This window comes from Streptomyces hyderabadensis (assembly GCF_020404845.1).
GTDB lineage: Bacteria > Actinomycetota > Actinomycetes > Streptomycetales > Streptomycetaceae > Streptomyces > Streptomyces hyderabadensis.
The window spans coordinates 1-26,230 of record NZ_JAIOJZ010000076.1 but is presented as its reverse complement, the minus strand read 5'-3'; the positions used below and the strand labels follow the sequence as shown (position 1 = coordinate 26,230).

The following is a 26,230-nucleotide window of genomic DNA, read 5'->3' as shown; positions in this document are numbered from 1 at the left end:
TGGCAACTTTCCTGCATCGGGTGGCCCTTTGGGCCTTCCGAAGGCGCCGCACCGTGGTGCTGGTATGGGTGGCGGCCCTGGCCGCCGTGTTCCTCGGCGCGGTCAACGCCTCCGAGGCACCCGAGGACTCGGCGTCCCTGCCGGGGATCGAGTCCCAACAGGCGTTCGACCTGCTCGACGAACGCTTCCCCGGTACCGAGGCGGACGGGGCGGAAGCCCGTGTCGTCTTCGTCGCCGAAGACGGGCAGCAGATCACCTCCCCGGCCAACCGATCGGCCATCGACACCCTCGTCGACGACGTCGCCGACGGGCCGCAGGTCGCCGAGGCCACCAGCCCCTTCGACGCCCGCGCGGTCAGCAAGGACGCGTCCACGGCGTACGCCACCATCACCTACAAGGCCACGGCCGACGACCTCCCCGAAGCCAGCAAGGAGGCACTGACCGAGGCGGTCGAGCAGGCCCGGGACGCCGGCCTGACCGTGGAGGTCGGCGGCTCCGCCCTGGAGACCGAGCCGGCCCAGGGCATCGGCGAAGTCCTCGGCATCCTCGTCGCCGCGGTGGTGCTGCTCATCACCTTCGGCTCCCTGGCCGCCGCCGGTCTGCCCCTGCTCACCGCGGTGCTCGGCGTAGGCATCAGCCTGGCCACGATCACGGCCCTGGGAAGTGCCCTCGGATTCTCCTCCACGGTCGGTGAACTGGCGATGATGCTCGGCCTCGCCGTCGGCATCGACTACTCCCTGTTCGTCGTCTCCCGCTACCGCGAGGAACGTGCCAAGGGCCACCAGGCACAGGAGGCGGCCGCCCTGGCCGTGGGCACGGCCGGCAGCGCGGTCGTCTTCGCCGGGCTCACCGTCGTGATCGCCCTGCTGGGCCTCTCCGTGGTCGGCGTTCCCACCCTCACCAAGATGGGAGTCGGCTCCGCCGGCACCGTCCTGGTCGGCGTCCTGATCGCTCTGACCGCGGTGCCGGCGCTCCTGGGGTTCTGGCCCGACGCCGTCCTCTCGCGAAGGGACCGCAAGGGCCGACGCACCACCCGACGCAGGCGCCCGGACGGCTTCGGTACGAAGGGGACGACCCCGGCCGGAACGGCCAGGACACCATGGGGTGTTCGCTGGGCACGGTTCGTGACGCGCAGGCCGGTGGCAGTGCTCCTCCTGACCGTCGCAGGCCTCGGCGCGCTCGCCGTACCGTCGCTGAACCTGCGGATGGGCATGCCGGGCGCCGAGTCGAAGCCGACCACGACCACGGAGCGCCGTGCCTACGACGCCCTCGCCGACGGATTCGGTCCGGGCTTCAACGGCCCCTTGACCGTGGTCGTAGACGTCAAGGGCGTCGACGATCCGACAGCGGCCGTCACCGCGGTGTCCGACCGTCTCGCCGGCACCGAGGGAATCGTCTCCGTCTCACCGCCCCGCTTCAACGAGGCGAAGGACACCGCGGTCGTCTCCGCGATCCCGTCGACCGGGCCCACCAGTGGGCAGACGCAGAACCTGGTGCGCACCATCCGTGACGAGCGTCCCGCGATCGAGTCGGCCACCGGTGCCGAGTTCGAGGTCACCGGCACCACCGCGCTGAACATCGACGTGGGCCAGAAGATGCAGGACGCCCTGGTCCCCTACCTCGCGGTCATCGTCAGCCTCGCCTTCCTGCTCCTGATGGTGGTCTTCCGCTCGATCCTCGTGCCCGTCAAGGCCGCACTCGGCTTCCTGCTGTCCGTGGGCGCGGCCCTCGGCGCCATCGTCACGGTCTTCCAGGAGGGCCACGGGGCGGGCTTCTTCGGCGTCGAGGAGACCGGCCCCATCATGAGCACGATGCCCATCTTCCTGGTGGGCATCGTCTTCGGCCTCGCCATGGACTACCAGGTGTTCCTCGTCTCCCGGATCCGTGAGGCCCACATCCACGGCGAGCAGCCGGGCCAGGCCGTCGTCACCGGCTTCCGGCACAGCGCCCAGGTCGTCGGGGCGGCAGCACTGATCATGATGGCGGTGTTCGGCGGCTTCATGACGGGCGGCGAATCCATGGTCAAGATGGTGGGCTTCGGCCTGGCCGGCGCCGTCTTCTTCGACGCCTTCGTCGTCCGTATGGCGTTCGTGCCCGCAGTCCTGGCCCTGCTCGGAAAGCGCGCCTGGTGGCTCCCGGCCCGACTGGACCGGCTGCTTCCACGCGTCGACGTCGAGGGCGAGGCACTCACGGGGCGCACCCCGGCACCGTACGACGCATCCGGCGACCAGGACCGCCAGGAATCCGTGTCGGCCTGACACACCCGCCGACCGTCCCGGCAGCCGCTGTACAACCCCTCCTACTGGCTGCTCGAACCGGCGACGGACAGAGCACCGACCACGTGCCCCGGGCCTGGGGTGTGAACATGCCGACCGCGACTGGCCATCACTGCCCAGGACAGTGCCTGAGCGAGTGCGGTCAGCAGCCACGGCAGCAGCAGGAGGCCTCATCTCGTGAAGTTCCTGACCCCTGCGCGGGTCACGCCGACGGAGTGACGTTATACCGGTGGTCCTCGGGTACTCGCCTCATCGTGCCGAGGGTTGTGGCCGGATGTGTCAGCCCTCGCAGCAACGATCGCGACAGAGAGGGAAGTTCTCAGATGAGCACGGTCAAGGAAGCGGTGGACGTCGAGGTTCCCGTGCACACCGCCTACAACCAGTGGACCCAGTTCGAGGAGTTCCCGCATTTCATGGAGGGTGTCCAGGAGGTCAGGCAGCTCGACGAGCGGCACAATCACTGGGTCACCCAAGTCAGCGGTGTGAAACGCGAGTTCGACACCGAGATCGTCGACCAGCTCCCCGACGAGCGCATCACCTGGCGTACCACCACGGGTGACACCAGCCAGAGGGGCACGGTCCGCTTCCAGCGCCTGGACGACGCGCACACCCGGGTCGAACTCGTCATGGACGTCGAGCCCACCGGCGTCGCGGAGAAGACCGGCGATGCGCTGGGAGTGATCGACCGGCGGGTGAAGGGCGACATGCAGCGCTTCAAGGAATACATCGAGAAGCGCGGCGCGAGTCCGGAGCCTGGCGGGGACGCATCAGGCCGGGTGCATGACCCCGCCACCGCCCTGCGCATCACCGGCCGATCGGCCGCGCAACGCGGGCGGGCCGCCCCCTCGGCAGGGAGCGGCCCACCCGCGTGCCAGGCCCCGGTTCGTCACCACGGGGGCGCGGGTCGGATCCGGGTACGGCGCCTGTGATGCTGTTGGTCAGTGCTCCCAGGAGCCCGGGCCACCGCCCGCCACGTGAGCAGTTGGGACTACGCCGTACCCATGGGCGAATGGCTTCCGACAGCGCCTCTGCGGACACAGCGGCGTCATAAACCTCGGCCAGTTGCGCCTGGGCCTCGCCGGTGGTCAGACGCTTTCCGGGCGGCGCCATAACCATCTCGTCGATGTCCGTCAGTCACCCCTGACGCTTCTTGACGACCTTCGGCGCGAAGGAGCCCTCAACCTCGCGCCCGGGACCGCTACCTCCACGGAACCGACATCGGTCAGGTCGGTCTTGGACCGTTTGTCGTTGCAGGAGTTGCCGCCGCCCTTGTCGGTTCGGGTCGTACATGGCAAGGCGGCTCGCCCCCTGGCTCGGGGCGTCAGGTGGTGGACTTCTCCCTGAGTTCTCGGGCGAACGCCGTCGCGGACGCGCGCGTTGCCTGCTCCACGATGCTGATGCCGACCTCCTGGGTGCTACAGCCGTTGAGAAGTACCGCCATCAGGTAGACGCGGCCCTCATGCTCTATCCGACCGATGCTGTTGACGTCCCATTTCTTGGTCTGCGTCCGCTTGAGCCACCCGTTCTTCAGTGCGGTCGTGCCCGAGTCGGCTGCCGCGGACACGCCCCAGGCCTGGCTTCCCACGACGTGCCGCATCAGGTCCTGGATGTAGGCACGCGATGCCTCACTCAGGGGCGACTTGTCGCCGAACACGGACTGGAGCAGGCGTATCTGATCTTCGGCCGTGGTCTGGGTGATGCCCCAGGCGGTCCCTTCACCGCCCTGTGTCTGGGACAGGCCGAGCCGTTCGTTGGCCGCGTCGAGCCCGGGGGCACTGCCTATCTGCGTCCACAGGGCACTGGTGGAGTCGTTGTCGCTCTTCTGGATCATGGCAGCGGACTGAGCGCGCTCCTCGGTGCTCAACCTCCGCCCTTGGTCCTGGGCCTGGAGCAGCAGGGTCGCCAGGATGTCCACCTTCACGATGCTGGCGGTGTCGAAGGCGTCGTGTCCGTACGTCGCCATGGCACCGCTTTCGACGTCCAGCATCGCCACGGACATCCGATTGTCGCCGAAGAGCGCGGTCACGGGAGCCAGAGCCGGTTCGAGGTCGAACGGCTTCTGCGTCGGGGTGGGCGAGGGCAGCGGTTCTGGTGGGTTCGCAGGTGCCCCGCCCGCCTTCGCCTGGGCGGGCGAGGACGACTCACCGGAGTCGCTCTCGGTGATGGCATAGGTGGTGAAGCCGCCGATCAGGATCACGACCGACGTCACCGCCCACGTCATGCGGCGTCGCCTGGCCCTGCGGCGACGTCGTTGCTCCCGGCGGGAGCGGCTACGTCGCCGAGCAGGTGGGTTCTCATGCACGGGTGAGATGATAATCGAATCAAGGTTCGAGACTGCCTGGTGTCTCGGAGATGCGTCCGTTCCTGGTCGTCGACCGTTTCGGGGCCGCTCAGGGTGCTCCCGGGTGCGTGGTCACAGGTGCCGCGCGGCCACCAGTCCTCGCGGACGCGCACTGACGCGTGGACGCGGTCTCACCCGGCAGGGTGGGAGCTGAAGTGGTATCCGGCGGTTCCGGGAGCCGCCAGGCCGTCCAGGCCCTCGATGGTTGGCTCCTCACCTGGCCCGCCGAGTTGGTCATCGGGCGAACCGATACACAGACGGCTATTTCGGCAGGGGTGGACTTCGCAGTGCGTCATGTCTCCTGCTTCTCGATGCGCTCGGCCAGCGAGACGATGATTCCTTCGGGTCCGCGGACATAGGCCATCCGCCACATGCCCTCGTATTCGCTGATGCCTCCTACCATGCCGTAGCCGTTGGCTGCGGCATGGTCGACCGCGGCGTGGAGGTTGTGCACCTCGAAGGCGACGTTGCGCAGGCCCAGCTCGTTGGCCGGCGCGGCGGGCGAGCCCGGGAGGTGGTCCGGCCGGGTGAAGCTGGAAAGCTCCAGCGTCGTCCCTCCGCCGGGCGGTCGCAGCATGACGATCTCGGTGCGGGCGTCGGTCATGCCGATCACCGTGTCCAGGAACTCGCCTTCGACGGCCATTTTCCGATCTGCCTCCAGGCCGAGGCTGACGAAGAACGCCGTGGCGGCGTCGAGGTCGGCGACGGTGATGCCGACGTGGTCGAAGCGCCTGATGAACGTCATCGGATTCCTTTCGTGGCTTCTTCAAGAGGGTGGTCGTTGGGATCGTGGGCAAATGAGAGTCGCGGTCCTGGATAGTTCCGGACGAACTCTGTTCGCTCGCTGCCGAGCCGGTGGGCGTTGCGCCGTTTCTCGGCGTTGGGGGCGCCCGGATGGTGTGGCGTATTCCACCAGTTGCGTCGACCTGTGTCTGCCGTCTGGGTATGAATACGTCGACGTTGCATCGCTACTGCGCGGGCGATGCGGTGCCGCTGGAGTTCGCTCCCGTGGCGCGCTTCGCTGCCTTGTGCGGGGCGAGCGTGGAGCAACGCCTGGAGCTGCACCGTCGTTGGCTCCTGGCAGTGGCGGCCCGCCACGGGTCTCGTACGGTGGGCGCGATGCAGGAGGCGTCCGACGCCGCGGCGGCGCGAGCGGTGGACGACCTGGCGGATGGCCCGGGCCCGGCGGAAGGGCCGGGCCAGGCGAGGGAGGGTGTCACCGGCCCGTGTACGGCGCCGAGGGTCGACGGCGGCTCGGCTGCCGCACCGGGCGCGGCACTGAAGGTCACCGGCAGCCCGGTCGCGGAAACGGATACGGTGCGGCGTCCGTGGTACCGCCGTGGGCGCGTCGTGGCCTCACTGGTGTGCGGCTGTGCCGTGCTCGCCGCGCTCGGTAGGAGCGCAATGCTGTCGAGCGGTGCATCGCCCGACTCAAGCAGTGGCGCGGCCTCGCAACGCGCACTGACAAGCTCGCCGTCGCCTATTGGGCCGCCTTGCACCTCGCTGCCATTCTGATCTGGGGCCGCAGGTGACGGTTCGCTGCGTAGGCCGGACTACGCGAGGTCCGTGCTCGGTTGGCGGCGCCAGTCCCATCCGGCATAACGGTCCAGCAGCTTGAGGAACTCGCTCGTCTGGAGGATCTCGTAATGGTTGGTGTCGACAAGACCGTCCAGACCAGGGAGGACGTCGCGGAGCAAGGCCCGGGCCGCGTCCATGGACTGGCATGACACGTAGACCGCGTAAGGTTCGCCGATCCGGGCCCTCACCTGGTCCAGCTCTTCACGCTCGTAGTCCGCCAGGATCCTGCCCGAGAGGTCGATGTAGTACGAGTACCCGTGCCGGTGCAGCCTGTCGTCCCCTGTCACAGCGTCCGGCACGAGGTCGAGAGCACGGATTCGCCCCTCAAGCAACGGACGTCGCTCCGCGGGGACAAGGATGATCACAGATGGCCAGGACACGCAGTGACCGTAGCGGAGCAGGCTTCTCAGGGCCTCAGACTTTAGGTCAGCTGTGCACCTTCTCCAGCAAGGAGACAGCCCCTAGACGGCTGGAGGTCTGCAGTTGGTCCGCCTCGCACACGCAGGGCCCACGACCTTCACCCTGGCTCCAAGGGCGCGCGTTGTCCATCCGTCGGCCGGACGTGGACGGAATCGAGCCGGCCGAACTCTCCGTCACCGGATCTGCAGCTACGAGACCGTGCCCTCCCTGGTGGCCCGGTGACTCGGCCACTCGGTGCTGAACCGGCGGCAGGCCACCAGCCAGACATACGGTGGCGCGGGCGACGCGGTGGAACGGGAGGTGCGGGACGGGAGCCGCGCGCCGAAGGTCCAGCTGGCCTCGATGGCGTGAAACCGCCTGTGCCGGCGCGCCGGGAGGCGCTCTACGCCCTACCGGCGAATCGCCGAGACCAGTCCGCCGGGTTGCTCCTCGTGCTGCGGCGGGGCGCTGAACGGGCGACCGTACGCAGCGCCCCGCTCGCGCACGGTGTGGCATGTGGCCGTCCAGCCGTGCCCGGCCAGCCAGGCCACCGGGTCGTCGGGCATCTCCGAGACCCACATGGACGCCGCCGAACCGGGTTCGGCGTCCGCGCCGAAGCGCTCGATCACGCCGCGCGAGCCCAACGTCAGCCCCATCCGACTGCCCGCCGCCGACCGCGCGCCGATCCGGGTCAGCAGCAGCTCCACCGCGTCCTCGGGCAGATAGATCAGCAGACCCTCGGCGATCCACACCGTCGGCTCGGCCGGGTCGTGCCCCGCGGCGGCCAGCGCGTCCGGCCAGTTCGCACGCAGGTCCACCGCGACGGTGATCCGCTCGCACCGTGCGACGGCCCGCTCCCGGCTCAGCACCGAAGCCTTGAAGTCCAGCGGCGCGGCGGTGTCGATCTCGAAGAGCCGGGTGCCCTCGGGCCAGTCCATCCGGAAGGCCCGGCTGTCCATGCCGGCACCGAGCAGCACGACTTGCCGGATCCCGGCCGCGGAGGCCTGCTGCAACAGGTCATCGAGGAACTTCGTCCTGACGACGATGGAGAACGCCAAGCCCAGTCGGCGTCGTCGCGCCGCCTCGTCGTCCCGCGTCCGAGGCGAGGAGGGCAGCAGACCGCCAGCCGTGGCGAAAGCCTGCGCCAGTGGGTCGAGGAAGAGCGCGTTGGGCCGCTCGCTCTCCAGCGCCCGCACCTTGGCCACCCCCACCGCCGTGGCCCACACTCCCGACGGCTCAACCGGTTCCTGCCCATCAGTCATCGTGACAGCCTAGGTGATCGAACGCATGGGGCGGCGCGTGCCTGGGCGCTGTGACCGGTCTCGTGCGGGTGGAGGGGGACCGCGGAGCGACGCCGTGCTCAGTCTCGGCCCCGTCCGGTGTACAACTCCAGTTCTCCGTCGAGTTCCAGGGCCAGGACGGTGCCGTGCGGGGCGAGATCCGCCGGTGCGGGCGCGTCGATCCAGAGGTCTCCAGGGACGTCGTGCAGGCCGCCGGTGCGCCGGTGGGCGAGTTCCGTACCGGTTCCCAGGACGCTGACCCGGCGTACCGTGTTGCGCAGGCCGCGGACGCAGACCGTTTCGCTCGGGGGGTCGAAGCAGACCAGGTAGAGCGTGCGGCGGTCGGGGGACAGGGTGCTCGGTCCGTAGTGGTGCCCCGGCGGCAGGCCCGCGACGCTGCCGTAGACGGCCGCCGAGTGGCGCCGTATCCAGTCGCCTAGTCCTTCGAGCCGTTGGGCCTGCTCGGGATCGATCGTGCCGTCCGCACGCGGGCCGACACCGAGCAGGAGATTTCCTCCCATGCCGGCCGTCTGTGCGAAGTACCGCACGAGTTGCCCCACGCTCTTGTGGTTCACGTCGTGCGGCCGGTGTCCCCAGGAGTCGTTGACCGTCAGGCACAACTCCCAGTCGGTCTCCGGCGCGGAGATCGGCAGGCCCTGTTCGGGCGTGGCGTAGTCACCGTGGCCGAGCAGCCGGGAATTGCACACCGTGTGGGGTGCCAGGTCACGGATGACCTGCGCCAGTTCGGACATCCTCCACTGCTCGGCGGAGCGTTCCCACTCGCCGTCGAACCAGAGCAGATCCGGTTCGAACCGGGTGAGCAGCTCACGTACCTGACCGTCGCGGTATCCGAGGAAGCGGTCCCAGGCGCGCGGGTCCTGCGCGCCCGGGGCGGGGGAGACGTAAGGGCTGTCGACCAGTTCGGGGTGCGGTGGCAGGGGGTGCCGTACCGATGCGTAGTCCGGATGGTTCCAGTCGGAGTGCGAGTAGTACAGACCGGCCTTGAGGCCCTTGTCGCGCATCGCGCTCACGTACTCGGCAACCAGATCGCGTCCCGCGGGGGTGCGCCGGACCACGTTCAGGTCGCTCAACTGCGTGTCCCACAGGGCCACTCCGTCGTGGTGCCGTGCCGTCAGGACGGCATACCCGGCCCCCGCGCGTGCGAAGAGCCCGGCCCAGGCGGTGGCGTCGAAGGCGGAAGCGGTGAACCGGTCGAGTTGGCGCATGTACTGTTCGTGCGGCACGACGTGGTCGAAGAGGGCCCAGGACTCGGGCACGCCGTCCACCGAGTAGATGCCGTAGTGCACGAAGATGCCGAGCTTGGCTTCGTTGAACCAGGGTTGCATGGCCATGGCGTACCGTCCTCGCCTCTCCTGTGGCGGTCACGTGCCGACGAGCCCGAGGTCCGGACAGCCCTCGCGGCCCCGCGTTCACGTGAGCCGCGGCACCCGTCCAGGGCTGACACCGCCGCCGGGCGCCGCAGTGACCCGGGCTCGCACGCGGCACACAGCCTACGCGGACGGGCGGACACGGGCGGGGCCGGGCGACAGGGCGGCCTGAACGGTGGTGACGACGGCCGCGAGCGCCAAGAGGCCCAGCAGGAAGCGGAGGACGCCACCGAGGGCCTGAGCCTGCAGGAGGCCGATCAGCGCCACGAGAGCGGTGCCGAGGCCGCCCGCGACGACGAGCACGCGGCCCGTCGGATTACGGACCAGCACCAACGCCACGCCGATCGCGAGCAACGCCGTGACCAGCGAGAACAGGACCGTTTGCAGCACCCCCGCCTCGTACGTCAGCGCGCCCGCGGCAACGGCCTGATCGGCGGAGACAGGGATGACCGGCGCATCGAGCAGGGTCAGCAGCGCGCGCGATGAGGTTCCGGGACGCACGACCCGTTCCGTCTCCGTCGGCGGGCTCTGGCACCACCGGATCGTGGCCGGGCGCAGAGCCGTGACGGCGGCGGTAGCCGCGGCGACGGCCACGAGCGGGCCCGTGAGGTAGGCGATGACGGCGACGGTCTGCGGCCCGTGCACCGTCTGGTACTGGACACTGATGCTCAGTCCGTGCAGCGCCGTCACGACACCCGCCACCGCGATCGTCCGACGGCCGGCCGGTCTGCGCCGCATCAGCAGGAGGCTGCCGACGCCGAGCCCGACCGTCTCGGCGACACCCAGGACCATGTTGGCGACGATCAGCCCCACGGGCGCGCCGCTGTCCGTGAGATACGTGCCGGCCAGGGAGAGCACGTAGACGAGGGGCGAGACACACGTGAGCGCGGCCGCCACGGAGACGGTCGCGTTCCGGCGCGCGGCGGCGTCCGTCCCGTCACGCTCGTCGGCCGTGATGCGGACGGTCGGCCGGACGACCCGGTCTTGCTCGGTGGACCCGGAGCGGGAGGCGGTCGGCGCCGGGCGGCCCAGTCGCCGCAGATCCGCCGCGAGTTCCGCCGCGTTGCCGTGCCGACGGCCGGGATCCTTCTCCAGCAGCCGCAGCACCAGCGCGTCCCAGTCCGCGGACACGCCCGGCAGTACGGCGCTGGGCGCGGGCGGGTCGTCGGTGAGGTGGGCGCTGAGGTAGCCCATGGTGTCCGGCGCTTCGAACGGCAGGCGGCCGGTGAGCATTTCGAACAGGACGCAGCCCAACGCGTAGAGGTCACTTCGGGGTTCGGGGCGGCCACGGGCCTGCTCGGGGGCCATGTACGGCGGGGTTCCGACGATGAACCCCGTCTGCGTGAGCCGTTCCGTGGTGGCGTAGGGGTCGGCCGCCCGTGCGATGCCGAAGTCGAGGACCTTTGCCTCGCCCGAATGAGTGATCATGATGTTCGACGGCTTGACGTCCCGGTGCATGACCCCGCAGGCGTGTGCCTCGGCCAACGCGTCGGCCACCTGGGCGCCCCACCGTGCCGCGTCGGCCGGCTCGATCTCCCCGTTGCGCAAGAGGGCGTCCAGACCCTGGCCGCGCAGCCGTTCCATGACGAGGAACGGTGTCGTCCGTCCCTCGACGTCCGCCTCGCCGACGTCGTGCAGGGTCACGATGTGAGCGTGCTGCAGCCGGGCGGTGAGCCGCGCTTCGCGCAGGAAGCGGGCGCGGGCGTCCACGGTATGGCTGCCGCCGCCGGCCAGCAGCGAAATGAGCTTCACGGCGACGAACCGGTCCAGCTTCTCGTCCCGGGCCTGCCACACCTGCCCCATACCGCCCTCGCCGAGCGGCTCCACGAGCCGGTAACGGCCCCCCAGCAGCTGATCCCGCACCGCCCGCCTCCTCGTCCGGGCCCGCTGCCGCCCGTCGGCTCCTCCCGGCCTCCAGGATCATGCCGCGCCGGAACGTGCCGCGTACAGCGATCCGCGGAAACTCCCCGCCCCCGCCGACCTGCAGCGGCGGCACACGCGCTACGCGCGCACGGCCCGCTGGGCAGCCTGCGGCGCATCATCGGGCAGATCCGTGACCAGCTCCGCACGCGGATCCGCCGCAAGACGGGCAGGGCGCGCCCGGAGCGGTCGCCACCGTCATCCACCCACAGTCGGTCAAGGAAGTGCTGTTCCAGCTGCGGCTGAACACCCCGAATCTGACGCCGAAACTGCCGACCGGCGAACCTCCCGGTCGGAGCACCGCACCGGATGTGGGCCGGGTGCGGTGCCAAGCAGCAGCCGACCAGCCGTCCCGGCCATGCAGGCCCCGCCGTTCGATTTCTGAGCTGGGCAGACGCTCAGACGCCGCAGCTGGTCATGCCATGCCCAGCTCGGAACGAAGCACTTGCTTCGACGGGGCGGCTGCGAATACCTCATGGGACGTCCCACACTGCTCGGCCGGGGGCCGCCATGTCGAGATCGATCAGCGCTGCGGCACGGCCGTCGCAGAAGACGACGTGTCTGCGCCGGGCGTTCCACCAGGGCGCCGCTGCGGAAGACCGCGCCGCGTTCACCATGCCGCCGGCCAGGGCTTCGCCCTCTGCCGCCCCGCCCTCAGCCGTCATGTCGAACGCGCTGCCGTCAGGCCGGCTGTCTGTGGGACGGTTCCGAAGTACGCTCCGCGCTGGGCACTGTTGGGAAAGCGGATTGCCTCTCAGACCTGCCTGGGCCGAGGACCCGGGCTACGTGCCTGTCCCGGGGCGGGAATGCCGCGCGGCGTGCCTATGGGGCGGCGGTGGCTGTGCCCGGGCCAGGCTGGTCCGAGACCCGAATCCGGCTCCCATCAGGCTGCGAGGACCTCCACTCCGAGTGTCTTGAGTTGTTCGACGACCGTGTCGTGAGCTTCGGCGTCGGTGATCAGCCCGGTGATCTTCTCCCACGGCAGGACACGGTACGGCGAGGCCGTACCGATCTTCTCGCCGGAAGCGAGGATGTAGGTGTCCGCGGCCCGCGCGGACAGGGCACGCTTCATCGCCGCCTCCTCGGCGTCCCCCGTGGTCAGTCCTGCCTCGGGATGGACGCCGGTGACGCCGAGCAGGCACAGGTCCGCGGAGATGTTCTGCGCGGCTTCGACCGCGGCGGCGCCGCAGGTGACCGCCGAGTGCTTGAAGACGCGTCCCCCGAGGAGGAAGAGTTCCGCCAGCGGGTGGTCGGTCAGAGCCGTGGCGATCGTTGGGCTGTGGGTGATCACCGTGCACGCGAGGTCCTTCGGAAGCGCCCGTGCCACGGCGAGGGCGGTGGTACCACCGTCGAGGATCACCGAGCCGCCCGGCTGCACCAGTGCGGCGGCCACTGAGGCGACCTTCCGCTTGCCGTCCGGGGCCACCGCCTGCCGGGCGTCGTAGTCCACCACTGCGGGAGACGCGGGCAGCGCGCCACCGTACACCCGTTGGCACAACCCCTCGGCCGCGAGATCGCGAAGGTCACGCCGCACGCTGTCCTCGGAAATGCCCAGGTCGGCGGCGACGTCCTTGGCCACGATCTTTCCCGTGCGGGCGAGCAGACCGAGCAGGTGCTCGCGCCGTTCAGCAGCCAGCATTCACGTTCCTTCCTGTTCTTGCACGATTCTGCATGTATCTTAGCCGCCATGACCGACAAGCCCCTGCTCATCCTCATCGCAGGCCCCTACCGTTCCGGCACCGACGGCGACCCGCAGGCCATGGCCGCCAACCTTGCCCGCATGGAAACCGCGGCCTGGCCCGTCTTCGCGGCGGGACACATTCCCGTGATCGGCGAGTGGATAGCCCTCCCCGTCCTCCGCTCCGCCGGCGCGGGCCCCACCGGCTCTCTCGCCGACCAGGTGCTCTACCCGACCGCCGACCGGCTGATCGCCCATTGCGACGCCGTGCTGCGCCTGCCGGGCGAATCCACAGGAGCCGACCAGGACGTCGCCACCGCCCGCCGCCGCGGCCTGCCCGTCTACCACGAGGTCGCCGAGATCCCGCGCCGCACCCCGCAGGAGACCGCGTGACGGACAGTCCGGGCGCCGACACCCCCGATCACCGCGGACGCACCGGTCTCCACCTCGCCGGACGCGACCTCGACCGCAACCCCGACGTACGGATACGTGACGTCGAACTCACCTCCCAGGGCTGGCACGTCCTGCGCCGCACCACCTTCGACTACCGGCGCCGCGACGGACGATGGGAGACCCAGCAGCGCGAGACCTACGACCGCGGCAACGGCGCCGTCGTCCTGCCCTACGACACCGAGCGCAGCCGGGTCCTGCTCACCCGCCAGTTCCGCTACCCGGCCTATGTCAACGACCACCCCGACGGCATGCTCATCGAGGCGGCGGCCGGACTGCTCGACGAGCAAGACCCGCACACCGCGATCCGCCGCGAGAGTGCCGAAGAACTCGGCGTCGGACTCGGCCCGCTCACCCACGTCTTCGATGCCTACATGAGCCCGGGTTCCGTCACCGAGCGTCTGCACTTCTTCGCCGCCCCCTACACTCCGGCCGACCGGACCGGCACGGGCGGAGGAGTCGAGGAAGAGGGCGAGGACATCGAAGTTCTCGAACTTCCCTTCACTGAGGCGCTCGCCATGACCCGCGACGGACGCATCACCGACGGCAAGACCATCATGCTCCTGCAATGGGCAGCCCTGTACGGGCCCTTCGCCCGGCATAACGTCTGAAAGCCCGCCTTCGCCAGATGCGCCCAGCAGGGCAGAGCGCTCGTCTTCCGGTACGGCTCAGGTGGCCCCCGAAGCGGTGAACATCTGCGCCCGTTCCGAGGTCGACAGCTCCTTGTGGGACGTCGGCGCTGTCGACGAACGTGTACTCAGCGGGCTTCGCCACCACTACCCGGGTGCAGAGGATCTCTGAACGGGCCACTTCACTGCGGACGGAGCCATAGGCGGATCGCGGCCACGATGACCGTTTCGCTGACTACCCGGCCCACCCCCGCTTCCCCAGCGGCTTCATTCGAACGCCCGTCCGCCGCTGGTGATTTCACGGCAAAAGACGCAGCCGGAGTACAACCAATCCCCGCTGCCCGTGGTCACACCAGACAGGAGCAAACAACTCCAACGACCGCAAGGGGGAAATATGCGCATCACGCGCTCTGTCCTGTCCGTCACCGCTGTGGCGACCTTGGCCCTGGGTACCGCGACAGCACTCGCCGCACCCGCGTCCGCCGCTCCCAACACCACACCCGCGAAGGTCTGCGGCACCGGCTACAAGACCGTCAACTCGGCCGCCGTCGGCTCGCGCGGTACCGTCTACCTCACCTACAACGCCACCACCGGCAAGAACTGCGTCACGACCATCCGCAGCACCCCCGGCACCGCGACGGACATGGCCGCGTGGATCTACGTACCCGACACCGAGGCGTACGACGAGGACTACGGGAAGTACACCTCGTACGCCGGCCCCACCTACGTCTACGGCAAGGGCCACTGCGTGGACTGGGGCGGCACGATCGGCAACGTCAGCGTCCAGATCACCGGCTCCAACTGCGCCGCCCGCGCCGAACACAGGGTCACCACCGTCCGGTGATCCACCGCTCGTCATGACCGCCGTCGGGCGGTGACCACCACGGGCGGCCTGCCACGTCACCGGACGCGGCGGGCCGCCCCTCATCGTTACCGCCCGCCGTCGGAGTGAGCAGCGACTTCGCGGGGGAGGCGGCAATGTCGCCCGACAGTCCGTCACGGCGTTGATGTCCGTCGGTTGCGAGCCCTCGGCAACGGCCCGGAACAGCGAGCCGCCCGCTGATGTGTTCATGCTCCCAGGGCCGGTCGGCCGGCCGCACCGCGTGGACCTCCACGACAGGAGATCCTCGGCCCGGCCCCTGCCAGGGGTCGGGCCGACGAAGGAGCGCAGCACCAGATGCCGGGTAGCCGCGTCCCGCGTGGCGATGGTCAGCCTCCGCACGTCGGCGGCGGGCACCACCGTGCAGCGCCTCGGCTCCGACGATCCGCTCGCCAGCCCCAACACCAGCTCTGAGAGCGGCAAGACACGGCAGACCCTCGTGGCACCAGGCTGAGCCTGCCAGCCAAGGTGGCCCTTGCCCAAGACGTCGTTTCATTTGGTCCTGGTCCTGGCAAGGGCTCAAGCCGTTGGTGGGGACACGGGCCGATCCCTCCCACGGAGCCGGCGATGTCGGTGCGGGCACTCATACTGCGGGCCATGAGTGAGCGCTACGAGATCGTCCTGCCTACCAGGAGGAGACTCGCCAGTCCTGCGCCGTTCGGGGTCGATGGAGGACGAACGAGGCCGCCCCGCATGGGTTCTGCGAAGCCCGAGACAGCGCCGTTCCGGAGCTTTACCCGCGGTCACCGGCAGTGGGAGCCACCTCCTGCCGCCCCCGTCCGGGCCGGCGGTCACACAGGTGGCCGCGTCTACTGTCCGACGGTTGCTCGAAGACGCGGGCGACCCCGAGCCAGCGCAGCGATTGCCATGCCTGCGGGGATGCACCGCGGACGAGGAGGCGGACCTGGGCCTGGTGGGCGGTGACGCCGGTACTCACGAAGGCGCCGCTGCGGGCGTCGGAGAAGTGGCCTGACCGTGACGTGTCGACGATAAGGCTGCGGGGGTGGTCCGCCGGCGCCGTTCGCAGTCTGTCGCCCACCTCGGCCTGCCGGTCGAGCCACAGCGCACCTGCAGGTACACCACGACGGCCTCCGAGCTCTGTCGCGGGCGTCGGCGACCCAGCAAGGGGCACGGGGTGGCGCCGTCGTACGCGACATCGTTGCACCCTCCACACGACAGGCAGGTCAGCCGGAAATCGCTCGTGGGAGGGGGCTCCTGTCTTACCCCCGGGGCCTGCTCGCAGGACACCGAGTAGACTTGAAGAGTTCTTCAATTGGGAAATTGCATTGGTCCAGAAGGCCTTCGTTGCGCAGGGCGGATGCGGGTGAGTGTGCTCGCCGAGGCGTCGCCGGCCCGAGTGCGGGCAGCGGAGGCCGACGACGTATACGCGGCCGGGGCTGCGCAGGACGAGGTGGATGACGCGGTGCGCGCGGCGCGCGACCACGGGCTGGTCCCTCAAGCAGCGGAAGGGGAGGAGAGGTGAGCGGGATGCCCGTTCCGCTGTATGAGGCGAAGGCGGAGTTCTTCCGGATGCTCGGACACCCGGTGCGTATCCGTGTGCTTGAGCTGCTGCAGGAGGGACCGAGACCCGTGCGGGAACTGCTCGCCGCCATCGAGATCGAGCCGTCGAACCTGTCGCAGCAGCTCGCGGTGCTGCGCCGTTCCGGCATCGTCACCGCCACCCGCACCGGTTCCACCGTCGTGTACGAGCTGGCAGGCGGGGACGTGGCCGATCTGCTGGCCGCCGCCAGGCGGATTCTGTCCGTCCTGATCGCGGGACAGCAGCGGCTGCTCGAGGAACTGCGGACCGTGGAGACGACGTCGTGAGCGCCCGGCTGCCCGCCGCCGACGGAGCCGATGGTACCCGCGGCCGTACCGGCGCCCTGTGCGGTGCGACGGACCAAGGACCGGAGGGCGACTCGGTGAGCCACGTGACCGGCACTCCGCAGCCCGATGCAGTGCCCCGTCAGCCGCCGCAGAAGGGAAACACGAGGGACGAGGAGCGTGGGATCGAACGGGGCGTCGCCCTCCGGGCAGGCTTCTACATCTTCGGCACGCACCTGTTCGCCGGCTTCGTCTGGCTGCTCTTCTATCTGGGCGAGCACGCGCACAAGTAGGACGCCGACGCGAACCTCACCCCCAGCTGTGCCGCGTTGGGCACAACTCCCGCGAAATGGCTTGCACAGGCCCAGGCTGGCCGCTTACGCCTGGTTTCGGTCGGGCGGCAGGCTGGCAATGACCGTCGGGCGCGCCGCGAGGACCGTAAGGAGCTCGGCCGACGGGTGGGTAGGAGGGCGCTGCGCCGGTGGTCGCGTCCCGGGGCGGTCCGCAATGGTGAGAGGCGGGCAGTTCCCGCTGCCGGGCGAGCACGCCGGGAAGTTCGGTGCGGGCGACCCTGGTCAGCTCGGCGACCTGCGGACTGGTCAGCGCGTCGGAGACGGCTGGGCCTTTCCTTGCAGGGCACCACCAGGTTTGCCCGTCGCAGCACGGCAAGCTGCTGGGACAGGCGGTCCGGCTCGAGCCTCCCCTCGGGGAGCATCTCGGCCACCACGTGTCCCCGTCCGCTCGGCGGCTCCACCACATCGCCATCGATGACATCCGGCGGTGCTGAGGTGTTAGGCCAACCGGCTGCCTGTGGGGCGGCACGCGTCCGGCTGCCGGGTGATGCTGACAGCGAGCCGGTTCGAGCAGCGGATCCGGCTCGCGGTGAGCCCCGGCTGCGCAACATCCGCCTGCTGGATGCGGGACGGGCCCCGCCGGGCATCCTGGACGGGCGAGGGAAGGCAGGCGTGATGGCGGCGGACCGGCAGGGGCCACCGGAGGACGAACGGGTCGGCGAAGGACCCGAAGAGTCTTACACCTCGCTGCTGGACCTGCCGCTCAGCTCGGACCTGAACCGGATCGGGGAGCAGCTGCACGCTCTGGCCCGCGCGCAGAGCACCTTGCAGGAGCTGCTCCAGGCGGTGGTGAACATCACCGGTGAGCTGGAGCTGCCCATGGTGCTGCGGCGCATTGTGCGCACGGCGATGGATCTGGTGGGTGCCCGCTACGGGGCTATGGGCGTGCTCGATCAGGAGGGAAGGCTTCTGGAGGAGTTCATTCCGCTGGGGCTCACGGCGAAGGAGCTGGCAGAGCTGGAAGGGGTGGAGCTGCCGAGGGGACGGGGTCTGCTCGGGCATCTGATCCACCATCCCGAGCCGTTGCGGGTCAGAGACATCTCGCGCCATCCGGAGTCGGCGGGTTTCCCGCCCGGGCATCCGCCCATGCGTACCTTGCTCGGCGTCGCCATCAGCGTACGAGGGCGGGTGTACGGCAATCTGTATCTCTCCGAGCGCCAGGACGGGCAGCCCTTCGACCGGCACGACGAAGGGGTGATCCGCGCGCTGGCCGGCACGGCCGGCGTGGCGATCGAGAACGCCCGCCTGTACCAGCAGGTGCGTAACAACAGTGAGCAGTTCCAGCGACTCCTGCTGCCCCGCCTTCCTGACCTGCGCCCTTTCGCGGCCGGGGCGGCCTACCGTCCGGCGAGCGCCCCGGCCGCGGTGGGTGGCGACTGGTACGACGCCATGCTGCTGCCCAACGGAGCGTGCGCGGCGGTGATCGGTGACGTCGTGGGGCACGATCTGCGGGCCGCGGCCGACATGTCCCAGATCCGCAATATGCTGCGTGCTCTGTGCTTCGACAGCAACGCGCCGCCCAGCGCCTCCCTCGCCCGGCTCGATCGGATCATGGGTGCCGCGCTGGACGAGGCGCCCATCGCCACGGCCCTGCTGGCCCGGCTGGAACCTGCCGACTGCGCCTGGCAGCTGCACTGGTCCAGCGCCGGGCACCCGCCTCCGCTCCTGCTGCTGCCCGACGGACGGGTCCGTTACCTGGACACCGAGCCCGGAACTCCCCTGGGAGTGGCCCCGGACCTGCTCCGGCCCGACCACTGCCAGGCCGTGCCGGTGGACAGCACCGTCGTGCTGTTCACCGACGGCCTGGTGGAGGTGCCGGGCCAGGCGCTGGACCGAGGGCTGGACGCCCTGGCCGTCACCGCGTCCCGGTTCGCCGGTCTGGCAGCGGACGAACTGTGCCGGGCACTGGTCAAGAACCGTCCCGGTGACGGCCACGACGACAAGGCCGTCATCGCATTGCGTACGCCGCCGTTGACGGGCTATGCCTGTTCCTGAACCGTCTCCGGCACAGCAGTTGACGCTCGGAGGACCTTTGCTGGTGCTGTTTCTTGCTGGCCTGGGGTGTTGTGGGTTCGCAGAGAAGTCGAGTGGGGCACCGACCTGGGATCTTCGTCCCCTGCGAGGCCGGACAGCCGCCAGCGGTGGCGATGTTGTCCTTGGCGTAGAAGGGCTAGGGAGCGTATTGAGGGTGACGCGCCAGTCATCGGTCTTGACGCGGTTGAGTACACCGAGCGCGATCAGGGAGTCGAGCTCGTTGTAGCCCTCGAAGGTGAGGATGGCGATGTCGCAGGACAGAGCCTCGGCCGCACGACACCTCAGACGGCGGGGCATCACCGCCGGCGCGGATCAGATCCTGAGAGCCAACGGTGCCCGGCACGGCCTGGCCATCACCGTCATGGCCACGCTGAACGCCCGCGACGTCGTCGTGGTCGACGCCCTCGCCTACCCGGGTTTCAAGATGCTCGCGCTGGCCTTCCGTCTCGACCTGGAGCCGATCCCCGCCACTTCCGACGGACCGGATCTCGGTGTGCTGGAGAAGCTGTGCGCGGCCTGCCCGTCCGGTGCGGGTGATCTACACGATGCCCACCTTGCACGCCTTGCACGACCCACCTGGCCGGATCGTGCGGGCGGCCAACCGCACCCGCCTGATCAGGATCGCTCGACGGCACGGTCCGCTCATCATCGATGATGCCTCATACGCCTACCTGGTCGAGGACCCTCCACCACCGCTGGCCGCGACGGCGCCGGGCGTCATCGTCTACGTCTCGGGACTGTCCGAGAACCTTGCCACCGGCCTGCGGGTCGGATTCGTCCTCGCCCCGCCCTCCGCGGTGCCCTCGCTCGAACGCGCTTTCCGGGCGACGATCCGGAACACTCGCGCCCTCACCACTCGAGGCACACTGGCCGGGCGGGGCCCGGCCACAGCCGACTGCGGAGGTGGTTCGGCGCATCGAGTGCGTCGGCGATCCGGTCGCGCCGTCGAGCCGCGCTGTTGTGGCCTGGTTGAGGAATTGACCGAAGACGAGTGCGGTCAAGGGACAGAGGGTGGTGTTGGGTTGGGCTGGCATGTCCAGTCCATGTCGGCGAAGAAGTAGTCTCCGCAGCAGCCCTGCGGTCGAGTAGGAGAGGCCGTGGCTCTTCGGAGTCAGTCCGAAGACCTCTGCGTCCGGCAGTGACCCGCCCGCTGCCATGCCGCGAACTACGTCCTGGAGCCCACTGTGCCCTTGCGAACAGCTCGCATCCGACCTCTCTCCATTCTCCTGACGACCGCGCTCGCGACCTCGACGCTCACCGGTTGCACGCTGATGCAGCTCGCCGGTGACTGCGAAGGGACGGACGCCAGGGTCGCGGAGTTGGCAGCGCTTGACATCCTTGACTCCCGGCCCACCGGGGCCACCGTCGCCCGGGGTTTCGAGGAGGTCGACGCCGGCTGCTGGTCCGACAGCGGCGACGTCATGGTGTACGCCGAGCGGACATACGCCTTTCCCGGCACACGGGCCGAAGCGGCAGCGCACTACCGGACGGTAGCGGAACAGGACGGATGGAGCCCGGACCCCGAGGCTGCGCCCAGCAACCTGAGCTTCGTCAAGGGGACCGTGAGTCTGCAGATCGTCTTCGTAACGGCCGAACTTCTCGCGGAAGAGGGCCACGGAAGCCGACCCGACCTCAGTACCGGTGCCGGCTACTCGATCAGCGTCGGCTCATCCGAATAGCCTGGTGTGAGTCTCGGGACTGGACCAGGGTGACGGCGCTGCTTGATGTCGTCACCCTGCCCGCCGGCTCCCACTCGAACCGCGGCCAGACGTGGCATGCGAGAACGCGTCCGTGTTACCGAGGATCTCCAGGTTGACCCGGCGGAAATCGGGGTCCAGCCGCAGGCAGGCCCGCCCAACCGCTTCTCCGAGTTGGTCCATGCCGGACAGAAACGAAAGCCGCTTGGCCCTTGACAGGTCGGATAGCCGTTGCATATCCGGCTCGTCCGCGAAGAGAACTGAGTACCCAGGCAGGAACTGAACATCGCCGATCACCGCGAAGCCGCCGGGTGCACGCGGACTGGCTCCTCGGGGAGCCATCGACTGTTGAACGAGCGCACCAGTAGCCAGCTACAGATCCGCGATCCAGGGATGCCCTGGGTGTACGCGGTCGAGTAGCTCGGCCAGGGTCTCGCGCTGAGCCGGGGACATGTGTGGGACGGTCGCGCTGAAGTCTGATTGGTCTTTGCGACGGGCGTGCTTGGCCTTGAACAGCAGGACCAGTTCTGGCGCCAGATACGGGATGCCGTCTCGGGTGTGGTGGATGATGGCGCTGTAGGGAAGCCGGATCCTCTCATCGCGTCGGCAGATCCAGGTGTCGCCGTCGTGCGGTTCGCGGAAGACGTCGAGCAGGTAGTTGCCGGTGGCCGGATCGCGGAGCCAAGCCTGATGTACGGCGGCGAGCACATCCGGTGTGGCTTCCTCCCAAATCCGGCCACTGCATACCGCGTCGAAGACGTATCCGGGGAAGCGGTGGCGGACCTCGGGAAAGCTCGCGGCCGGAATCGCGATCTCGATGTCCCCGTGAGCGCGCGTTTGCCTGCCGCGGAAGAGGTCCAGCGCCCAGCCCGCGGCCACGTACCAGGGCGTGCCGACCCCGGCCAACTGCTGCGCAACCTCACTCGGGGCCCAGCATGACGACCACCTGAGGTGGAGGGAGTCGATCTCAGCGGGTGACAGTTCGATGCCGCCGCCTGGCAGGTGCTCGCTCACCGCGGGAATCTATCACCGGTCCGCTCCCGCTTCGGCCCCCCGGCGTCGCCGCCCGGCCAAACTCCACGCGGGCAAAGGCTACGACTTCGCCCATCTACGATGATGGCTGCGCCGCCGGCGGATCATGCTAGGCATTGCCCACCGCGGCATCGCCGGGTAGTAGAGCGAACGATGTCCTGGCTGAACGGCTGCCGTTGCCTGCACCAGCGTTATCCCCTGCGAGGGCTCTGGCCTCAGCGGACCACGCGTTGCCCGATGGGACTCGGCTTCGCCGTCAGGGCAGCAGGACCACCTTGCCGAGGTTGGCACGGGCTTCGATGATCTCGTGTGCTCGTGCCGCGTCAGCCAGCGGAATTCGGGCGTGGATGACCGGCTGCAACTGTCCGGACAGGGTCAGCTTCCAAAGTTCCTCGCCATGCTGGTCGTAGAGTTCGCGCTGAGTGCTGGCAAACCTCGACATGGTGAGGCCGGTGATGGTTTTCGACCCTGCCAGGAGATCGAAGGCGGGAACGGTGCCGCCGCCCGAGTTGAAGAAGACGAGTCGCCCGCCGGGCGCAAGGGCCGAGACAGCGCGCGGGAGTAGGTCGCCGCCGACTCCGTCCAGGACCACATCGACTGGCTCCCCCCAGTCCTCGCTGTCATAGGTCACGATCTCGTCGGCGCCGAGACCGCGGAGAAATTCCGCCTTGGTGTTCGAGCTCACGGCAGCGACGACCCGTCCAATGCCCTGAAGCTTGGCCAGTTGGATTGCAAGGTGTCCCACTCCGCTCGCGGCGCCGGTGATCAGGACCGATTCACTCACGAGGGGGTGGGCCGTGGCGAGGGCGGCGAAGGCGACATGTCCACTGCGCACCAGCGCGACTGCCTGAACGGCACTCCCTCCGTCCGGTATGCGACTCGCCATGAAGCCGGGGGCGACTGCCAGTTCGCAATACGAGCCGCCGCTGAAGGTGAGCGACGTGATGCGGTCGCCGACCTCGAAGTCCGTCACGTCCGGGCCAAGTGCGATCACCGTTCCGGCGACCTCACCTCCAAGGACTCCCGGTAGCGGAGTCCTGCCGTCCTCTCCGCGCACCTTGCGCACGGAGGGAAGAGTCACGCCGATGGCTTCCGTGCGGACCAGCAGTTCTCCCGGCCCGGGCTCGGGGGCCTCCGCGTCTTCGATACGGAGTACTTCTGGACCGCCGTACTCATAGAACCGAACGCGCCGCATGCACACCTCCAAGTCGTGGGGAGCCCCAACGATATCGAAGTATCATTGGAGCCCCCAACGACTTTCTGGCTACCCTGGCTCCATGCCCGAGACCAGCCGCGCTCCCGCCCGTATCCGCTCTCTCCCCAGCTGGCTCCTGGGCCGTGCCGCAGCCCGAGGGCACCAGCTCGTCGCCGAGGCTCTCGCTCAGGTGGGCATGCGGATGATGCACCATGCCGTCCTGTCGGCTGTGGCCGAACTGGGTCCCGTATCCCAGGCGGAACTGAGTCGCAGCCTGAGCATCGACCCCAAGGACATGGTCGCGATCCTCAACGACCTCCAAAACGGCGGCCTCGTGACTCGCGCGCCGGACGCCACGGACCGTCGCAAGAACGCCATCGCCCTTTCACCGAGTGGAGAACGTCGCCTGCTTCAGACGGAGAAACTGGGTCGTGAGGCGAACGATGAGCTGACCGCTGTCTTGACGCCCGCGGAGCGGGCCCAGCTCACGGGTCTCCTCGCGCGCATAGTCCAGCAGGAAGAGCCCTGTGCTGAGACCTGCCCAGGTGGCGAATAGCAGCTCGTCACGCGTGCCCAGGAAAACGGGGTTCTCCGGTCATCTCCCGTTCTCCCTCACGTGGGAGTCGTCCTCGCAGCCGACGCCGGGGGTTCTGCTGAGGGAGCGGAAACCGTACCCGTGTTAAGAGGTCCCAACAACGGCGTCGAACGTGGCGGTGGGTGATCAGGGAGAGGGCGAGGCTGAGGAAGGCTTCGTGGATGTCGTCGCGTCGTTCCCAGCGGATGCGTAGGCGGCGGAAGCCGTGGAGCCAGGCGATGGTGCGCTCGACGACGTAGCGGAAGGTGCCCAGGCCGGTGCCGTGCGGTTCGCTCGCGTCTGGCGATCACGGGGCGGATGCCTCTCTGCCGGAGCAGGCGGCGGTATTTGTCGTGGTCGTAGCCGCGGTCGGCCGGCAGTGCGTCGGGGCGTCGGCGGGGTCTGCCGTCCCGTCCGGCCGGCGGGAATCTTGTCGAGCAGCGGTTCGAGTTGGGTGACGTCGTTGCGGTTGCCGCCGGTCAGCGATACCGCGAGCGGGATGCCCTGTCCGTCGACGATGAGGTGGTGTTTGCTGCCCGGACGTGCGCGGTCGACCGGGCTGGGCCCGCTTTGGGCCCCGTCGGGCGGCCCGTACGTGGGAGGAGTCGATCACCGCCCGTTCGGTCCAGCTGGTTCTTCGACCGCAGCTCGTTCAGCAGCAGTTGGTGGAGCTGGTCCCGGACGCCGGCCTCGTTCCAGGCCGCCAGGCGTCGCCAGCAGGTCATGCGCGGGCCGAAGCCGAGCTCCTGGGGCAGGTACTCCCACTGGATGCCGGTGTGCAGGACGAAGAGGATCCCGCACAGGGCCTGCCGGTCCGGCACCCGCGGTCGGCCCGCGGCCTTCTCCGGACCCGGCTTCGGCAACAACGGCTCGACCAGCGACCACAGTTCATCCGACACGATCCAAGGCCGCGACTGACGGTTTCCCAGACCCAGACAGACGAGCAGAGAGGCCGACAGCCTCATGACCAGCAGCTTTTGCCAGAGCCAGTAAGGCAGTCGGGCCGGTAGACGAGGTCGGGGTGCATGGGCTGGGCCAGCGAGCGCGGCAAGATCGCGATGGTACGTCCCAGCCTGAGCCGCGCCGACGGCGTTCAGGGCGTGCCGGCCATGATGGAGGAGTGCCTGACCGACAGAGGTGAGAGCGACGTGCCTGCTGGAGCGCTCCAGCAGCTTCACCCCGACCCGGGATTCCAGGCGCCGGACCGCTTTGGACAGGGCCGGCTGCGCGATCGCCAGGCTGGCCGCGGCACGACCGAAGTGCAATTCCTCAGCGACGGCGACGAAGTACTCCAGCTCGCGCGTCTCCAGCTCAGCCATGCCGCAAGGGTATGGCGTGATCCATTCCTGCGAGGCATTGAACGAGAATCGACAGATCTTGGACGGGAACGGAAAGTCCCTGTTCCCTGGTGTCATGATTCACCACACGATGATCGTAGCCTTCGACAATCCGATTCCCGCGAGTGAGCTGGACCAGTACCTCAAGGAGTTTCAGGAACTCGTGAAGGGATCCGGTCTGGTCGAGTCGGTCGCAGCCCGGCATCACATCCGCATCCCGGGCGACGACCACGCCCCGGTGGCCGTCGCCAGCGCCATCGTGCAGCTTCGCGTGGCCGACCTCGATGCCTTGAAGGCGACCTTCACCATGCCCGGGGCCGCTGACCTCATCAAGCGCTGGCAGGGCCGCCACCCGTACAAGGCGATCTGGGCCAACCACGAGCCGCTGGCGTGAGCAGCTACGCCGGCAAGGCCGGTCTGGTCACCGGCGCCGGCAGCGGAATCGGGCGCGCCGCCGCGCTCGGGTTCGCCCGGCGCGGGGCCGTGGTCGCTGTACTGGACCTGGACGAGTACAGCGCCCGCCAGACCGTGGAGCTGATCGTGAAGGAGGGCGGCCGGGCTGAGGCCGTAGCCGTCGACATCGGCGACGAGCAGTCCGTGCAGCGGGCCGTGGCTCAGGTCGTGGCAACGTTCGGCGGGCTCGACTTCGCTGTGAACAACGCGGGAATTCCCTCACACGGCCGGATTCTGACGGAGATGTCGGTCCAGGAGTGGGAGCGCGTGCTGCGAGTCAACCTGATCGGCACATGGCTGTGCATGAAGTACGAACTGCCCGTGATGAAGCAGCACGGCGGCGGGGCGATCGTCAATGTCGCCTCCAACGGCGGCCTGTACGCGATCCCCAGCGCCCCCGCGTATGTGGCCAGCACGCACGGTGTCGTAGGGCTGTCCAAGGTGGCCGCCGTGGACTACGGGCCGGACAACATCCGAGTCAACGCGCTGTGCCCGGCACTGACGAAGACCGCCATGTTCGACGGAGTCGTCTCTTCGGCCGGTGCGCGGATGGCCGAGCAACAGGCGGCCGTGACCCCGCTGCGCAGGCTGGCGGAGTCCGAGGAGGTTGCAGCCGCGGCCGTGTGGCTGTGCTCGCCGGACGCCTCCTACGTCACTGGCACCGCCCTGTCGGTCGACGGCGGCCGGCGGGCCTGAGTCAGGGGTCAACGGGTGGCGGTGGAGGGGCGGGGGCCCGCCCCGCCCCCCCCCCCCCCGCGCCCGGCGCCCCCGCGGCCGGCTCCCGAGCCGAGCCCGACGCGGACGCCCGCTCCCACCGTGCCGCCGGTCCGTCCGGCGGTTCCCGCGCCCGTTCCCCCCGTCACGCACCGGCCCACGCCCCGTCCGTCGCTCCCCCGATCGTGACCCCGACGA

Annotated in this window: 22 protein-coding genes and 8 pseudogenes; 15 read left to right on the top strand and 15 right to left on the bottom strand. The window is 69.3% G+C overall.

Annotation, left to right across the window (positions count from 1 at the left end):
* The coding region (locus K7854_RS34270) for an MMPL family transporter (protein ID WP_226030454.1) at positions 1-2,258 on the top strand (2,258 nt) is incomplete at its 5' end.
* A gap of 341 nt (positions 2,259-2,599) precedes the next feature.
* Positions 2,600-3,060, top strand: a pseudogene (locus K7854_RS34265) (SRPBCC family protein).
* 257 nt (positions 3,061-3,317) lie between these two features.
* Here the strand turns inward: K7854_RS34265 and K7854_RS37940 are convergent.
* From K7854_RS37940 to K7854_RS34255, 3 genes and pseudogenes are all read right to left on the bottom strand, one after another.
* Positions 3,318-3,547, bottom strand: a pseudogene (locus K7854_RS37940) (transposase); the annotation flags it as partial.
* A 50-nt stretch (positions 3,548-3,597) separates the two neighbouring features.
* Positions 3,598-4,578 carry a serine hydrolase gene (locus K7854_RS34260; RefSeq protein ID WP_226030453.1) on the bottom strand — a complete coding sequence of 327 codons (981 nt, stop codon included), beginning with the start codon at positions 4,576-4,578 and terminating at the stop codon, positions 3,598-3,600.
* A 331-nt stretch (positions 4,579-4,909) separates the two neighbouring features.
* Positions 4,910-5,362, bottom strand: a complete 453-nt coding sequence (locus K7854_RS34255; RefSeq protein ID WP_226030452.1) for a VOC family protein — start codon at positions 5,360-5,362, stop codon at positions 4,910-4,912.
* 652 nt (positions 5,363-6,014) lie between these two features.
* Between K7854_RS34255 and K7854_RS34250 the strand changes: the two are divergent.
* Positions 6,015-6,149 (top strand): annotated as a pseudogene (locus K7854_RS34250) (IS5/IS1182 family transposase); the annotation flags it as partial.
* A gap of 21 nt (positions 6,150-6,170) precedes the next feature.
* Here the strand turns inward: K7854_RS34250 and K7854_RS34245 are convergent.
* From K7854_RS34245 to K7854_RS34220, 6 genes and pseudogenes are all read right to left on the bottom strand, one after another.
* Complete coding sequence (locus K7854_RS34245; RefSeq protein WP_226030451.1) at positions 6,171-6,494, bottom strand: hypothetical protein; 324 nt, start codon at positions 6,492-6,494, stop codon at positions 6,171-6,173.
* Between the two features lie 510 nt (positions 6,495-7,004).
* Positions 7,005-7,856 carry a class I SAM-dependent methyltransferase gene (locus K7854_RS34240; RefSeq protein ID WP_226030450.1) on the bottom strand — a complete coding sequence of 284 codons (852 nt, stop codon included), beginning with the start codon at positions 7,854-7,856 and terminating at the stop codon, positions 7,005-7,007.
* Between the two features lie 98 nt (positions 7,857-7,954).
* Positions 7,955-9,226 (bottom strand): alpha-L-fucosidase, encoded by a 1,272-nt coding sequence (locus tag K7854_RS34235; RefSeq protein WP_226030449.1) that lies wholly within the window; start codon positions 9,224-9,226, stop codon positions 7,955-7,957.
* Positions 9,227-9,385: 159 nt separating this feature from the next.
* Positions 9,386-11,125: a serine/threonine-protein kinase gene (locus K7854_RS34230; protein WP_226030448.1), complete on the bottom strand. Its 1,740-nt coding sequence runs from the start codon at positions 11,123-11,125 to the stop codon at positions 9,386-9,388.
* Positions 11,126-11,661: 536 nt separating this feature from the next.
* Positions 11,662-11,742, bottom strand: a pseudogene (locus tag K7854_RS34225) (aminoglycoside phosphotransferase family protein); the annotation flags it as partial.
* Positions 11,743-12,065: 323 nt separating this feature from the next.
* A complete protein-coding gene (locus K7854_RS34220; RefSeq protein ID WP_226030447.1) occupies positions 12,066-12,821 on the bottom strand; it encodes a DeoR/GlpR family DNA-binding transcription regulator in 756 nt (251 codons plus the stop codon).
* A 48-nt stretch (positions 12,822-12,869) separates the two neighbouring features.
* On the opposite strand from K7854_RS34220, the gene K7854_RS34215 reads away from it, so the two are divergent.
* From K7854_RS34215 to K7854_RS34195, 6 genes are all read left to right on the top strand, one after another.
* Complete coding sequence (locus K7854_RS34215) at positions 12,870-13,253, top strand: DUF4406 domain-containing protein (protein ID WP_226030446.1); 384 nt, start codon at positions 12,870-12,872, stop codon at positions 13,251-13,253.
* Positions 13,250-13,921, top strand: a complete 672-nt coding sequence (locus tag K7854_RS34210; protein ID WP_226030445.1) for an NUDIX domain-containing protein — start codon at positions 13,250-13,252, stop codon at positions 13,919-13,921. Before K7854_RS34215 ends, K7854_RS34210 begins: the two co-directional genes overlap by 4 nt.
* Before the next feature lie 412 nt (positions 13,922-14,333).
* Positions 14,334-14,783 carry a spore-associated protein gene (locus K7854_RS34205; protein WP_226030444.1) on the top strand — a complete coding sequence of 150 codons (450 nt, stop codon included), beginning with the start codon at positions 14,334-14,336 and terminating at the stop codon, positions 14,781-14,783.
* 355 nt (positions 14,784-15,138) lie between these two features.
* Positions 15,139-15,273: a hypothetical protein gene (locus K7854_RS37595; RefSeq protein WP_264088087.1), complete on the top strand. Its 135-nt coding sequence runs from the start codon at positions 15,139-15,141 to the stop codon at positions 15,271-15,273.
* 1,034 nt (positions 15,274-16,307) lie between these two features.
* A complete protein-coding gene (locus K7854_RS34200; RefSeq protein ID WP_226030443.1) occupies positions 16,308-16,646 on the top strand; it encodes an ArsR/SmtB family transcription factor in 339 nt (112 codons plus the stop codon).
* 131 nt (positions 16,647-16,777) lie between these two features.
* Entirely contained in the window at positions 16,778-16,936 is a 159-nt protein-coding gene (locus K7854_RS34195; RefSeq protein ID WP_226030456.1) for a DUF6126 family protein, read from the top strand.
* 223 nt (positions 16,937-17,159) lie between these two features.
* Here K7854_RS34195 and K7854_RS34190 read toward each other — a convergent pair.
* Positions 17,160-17,400 (bottom strand): annotated as a pseudogene (locus K7854_RS34190) (transcriptional regulator); the annotation flags it as partial.
* A 211-nt stretch (positions 17,401-17,611) separates the two neighbouring features.
* Between K7854_RS34190 and K7854_RS34185 the strand changes: the two are divergent.
* The 3 genes from K7854_RS34185 (at position 17,612) to K7854_RS34175 (ending at position 20,709) form a co-directional block, all read left to right on the top strand.
* Entirely contained in the window at positions 17,612-18,991 is a 1,380-nt protein-coding gene (locus tag K7854_RS34185) for a GAF domain-containing SpoIIE family protein phosphatase (protein ID WP_226030455.1), read from the top strand.
* 280 nt (positions 18,992-19,271) lie between these two features.
* The gene (locus K7854_RS34180) at positions 19,272-19,685 is read left to right on the top strand and encodes a hypothetical protein (protein WP_226030442.1); all 414 of its coding nucleotides are present in this window, start codon (positions 19,272-19,274) and stop codon (positions 19,683-19,685) included.
* A gap of 529 nt (positions 19,686-20,214) precedes the next feature.
* Positions 20,215-20,709 carry a hypothetical protein gene (locus tag K7854_RS34175; RefSeq protein WP_226030441.1) on the top strand — a complete coding sequence of 165 codons (495 nt, stop codon included), beginning with the start codon at positions 20,215-20,217 and terminating at the stop codon, positions 20,707-20,709.
* 61 nt (positions 20,710-20,770) lie between these two features.
* Here K7854_RS34175 and K7854_RS34170 read toward each other — a convergent pair.
* From K7854_RS34170 to K7854_RS34160, 3 genes and pseudogenes are all read right to left on the bottom strand, one after another.
* Positions 20,771-21,069: pseudogene (locus K7854_RS34170) on the bottom strand (HIT family protein); the annotation flags it as partial.
* Between the two features lie 30 nt (positions 21,070-21,099).
* Positions 21,100-21,741 carry a nucleotidyltransferase domain-containing protein gene (locus tag K7854_RS34165; protein WP_226030440.1) on the bottom strand — a complete coding sequence of 214 codons (642 nt, stop codon included), beginning with the start codon at positions 21,739-21,741 and terminating at the stop codon, positions 21,100-21,102.
* Positions 21,742-22,015: 274 nt separating this feature from the next.
* Positions 22,016-22,954: a quinone oxidoreductase family protein gene (locus K7854_RS34160; RefSeq protein ID WP_226030439.1), complete on the bottom strand. Its 939-nt coding sequence runs from the start codon at positions 22,952-22,954 to the stop codon at positions 22,016-22,018.
* A gap of 82 nt (positions 22,955-23,036) precedes the next feature.
* On the opposite strand from K7854_RS34160, the gene K7854_RS34155 reads away from it, so the two are divergent.
* The gene (locus K7854_RS34155; RefSeq protein WP_226030438.1) at positions 23,037-23,510 is read left to right on the top strand and encodes a MarR family winged helix-turn-helix transcriptional regulator; all 474 of its coding nucleotides are present in this window, start codon (positions 23,037-23,039) and stop codon (positions 23,508-23,510) included.
* A 118-nt stretch (positions 23,511-23,628) separates the two neighbouring features.
* Here the strand turns inward: K7854_RS34155 and K7854_RS34150 are convergent.
* Positions 23,629-24,493, bottom strand: a pseudogene (locus K7854_RS34150) (IS5 family transposase); the annotation flags it as partial.
* A gap of 171 nt (positions 24,494-24,664) precedes the next feature.
* Positions 24,665-24,847 (bottom strand): annotated as a pseudogene (locus K7854_RS34145) (LysR family transcriptional regulator); the annotation flags it as partial.
* Positions 24,848-24,941: 94 nt separating this feature from the next.
* Between K7854_RS34145 and K7854_RS34140 the strand changes: the two are divergent.
* Entirely contained in the window at positions 24,942-25,259 is a 318-nt protein-coding gene (locus K7854_RS34140; protein ID WP_226030437.1) for a hypothetical protein, read from the top strand.
* The gene (locus tag K7854_RS34135) at positions 25,256-26,014 is read left to right on the top strand and encodes an SDR family NAD(P)-dependent oxidoreductase (RefSeq protein WP_226030436.1); all 759 of its coding nucleotides are present in this window, start codon (positions 25,256-25,258) and stop codon (positions 26,012-26,014) included. The genes K7854_RS34140 and K7854_RS34135 overlap by 4 nt, the downstream gene beginning before the upstream one ends.
* Positions 26,015-26,230 lie beyond the last annotated feature (216 nt).

Bases quoted from the DNA above. Each gene is read 5' to 3' on its own strand.
- K7854_RS34255 (WP_226030452.1), bottom strand. From the start codon at position 5,362: ATGACGTTCATCAGGCGCTTCGACCACGTCGGCATCACCGTCGCCGAC.
- K7854_RS34240 (WP_226030450.1), bottom strand. From the start codon at position 7,856: ATGACTGATGGGCAGGAACCGGTTGAGCCGTCGGGAGTGTGGGCCACG.
- K7854_RS34235 (WP_226030449.1), bottom strand. From the start codon at position 9,226: ATGGCCATGCAACCCTGGTTCAACGAAGCCAAGCTCGGCATCTTCGTG.
- K7854_RS34220 (WP_226030447.1), bottom strand. From the start codon at position 12,821: ATGCTGGCTGCTGAACGGCGCGAGCACCTGCTCGGTCTGCTCGCCCGC.
- K7854_RS34215 (WP_226030446.1), top strand. From the start codon at position 12,870: ATGACCGACAAGCCCCTGCTCATCCTCATCGCAGGCCCCTACCGTTCC.
- K7854_RS34205 (WP_226030444.1), top strand. From the start codon at position 14,334: ATGCGCATCACGCGCTCTGTCCTGTCCGTCACCGCTGTGGCGACCTTG.
- K7854_RS34200 (WP_226030443.1), top strand. From the start codon at position 16,308: ATGCCCGTTCCGCTGTATGAGGCGAAGGCGGAGTTCTTCCGGATGCTC.
- K7854_RS34185 (WP_226030455.1), top strand. From the start codon at position 17,612: ATGGCGGCGGACCGGCAGGGGCCACCGGAGGACGAACGGGTCGGCGAA.
- K7854_RS34180 (WP_226030442.1), top strand. From the start codon at position 19,272: ATGGCGATGTCGCAGGACAGAGCCTCGGCCGCACGACACCTCAGACGG.
- K7854_RS34160 (WP_226030439.1), bottom strand. From the start codon at position 22,954: ATGCGGCGCGTTCGGTTCTATGAGTACGGCGGTCCAGAAGTACTCCGT.
- K7854_RS34155 (WP_226030438.1), top strand. From the start codon at position 23,037: ATGCCCGAGACCAGCCGCGCTCCCGCCCGTATCCGCTCTCTCCCCAGC.
- K7854_RS34140 (WP_226030437.1), top strand. From the start codon at position 24,942: ATGATTCACCACACGATGATCGTAGCCTTCGACAATCCGATTCCCGCG.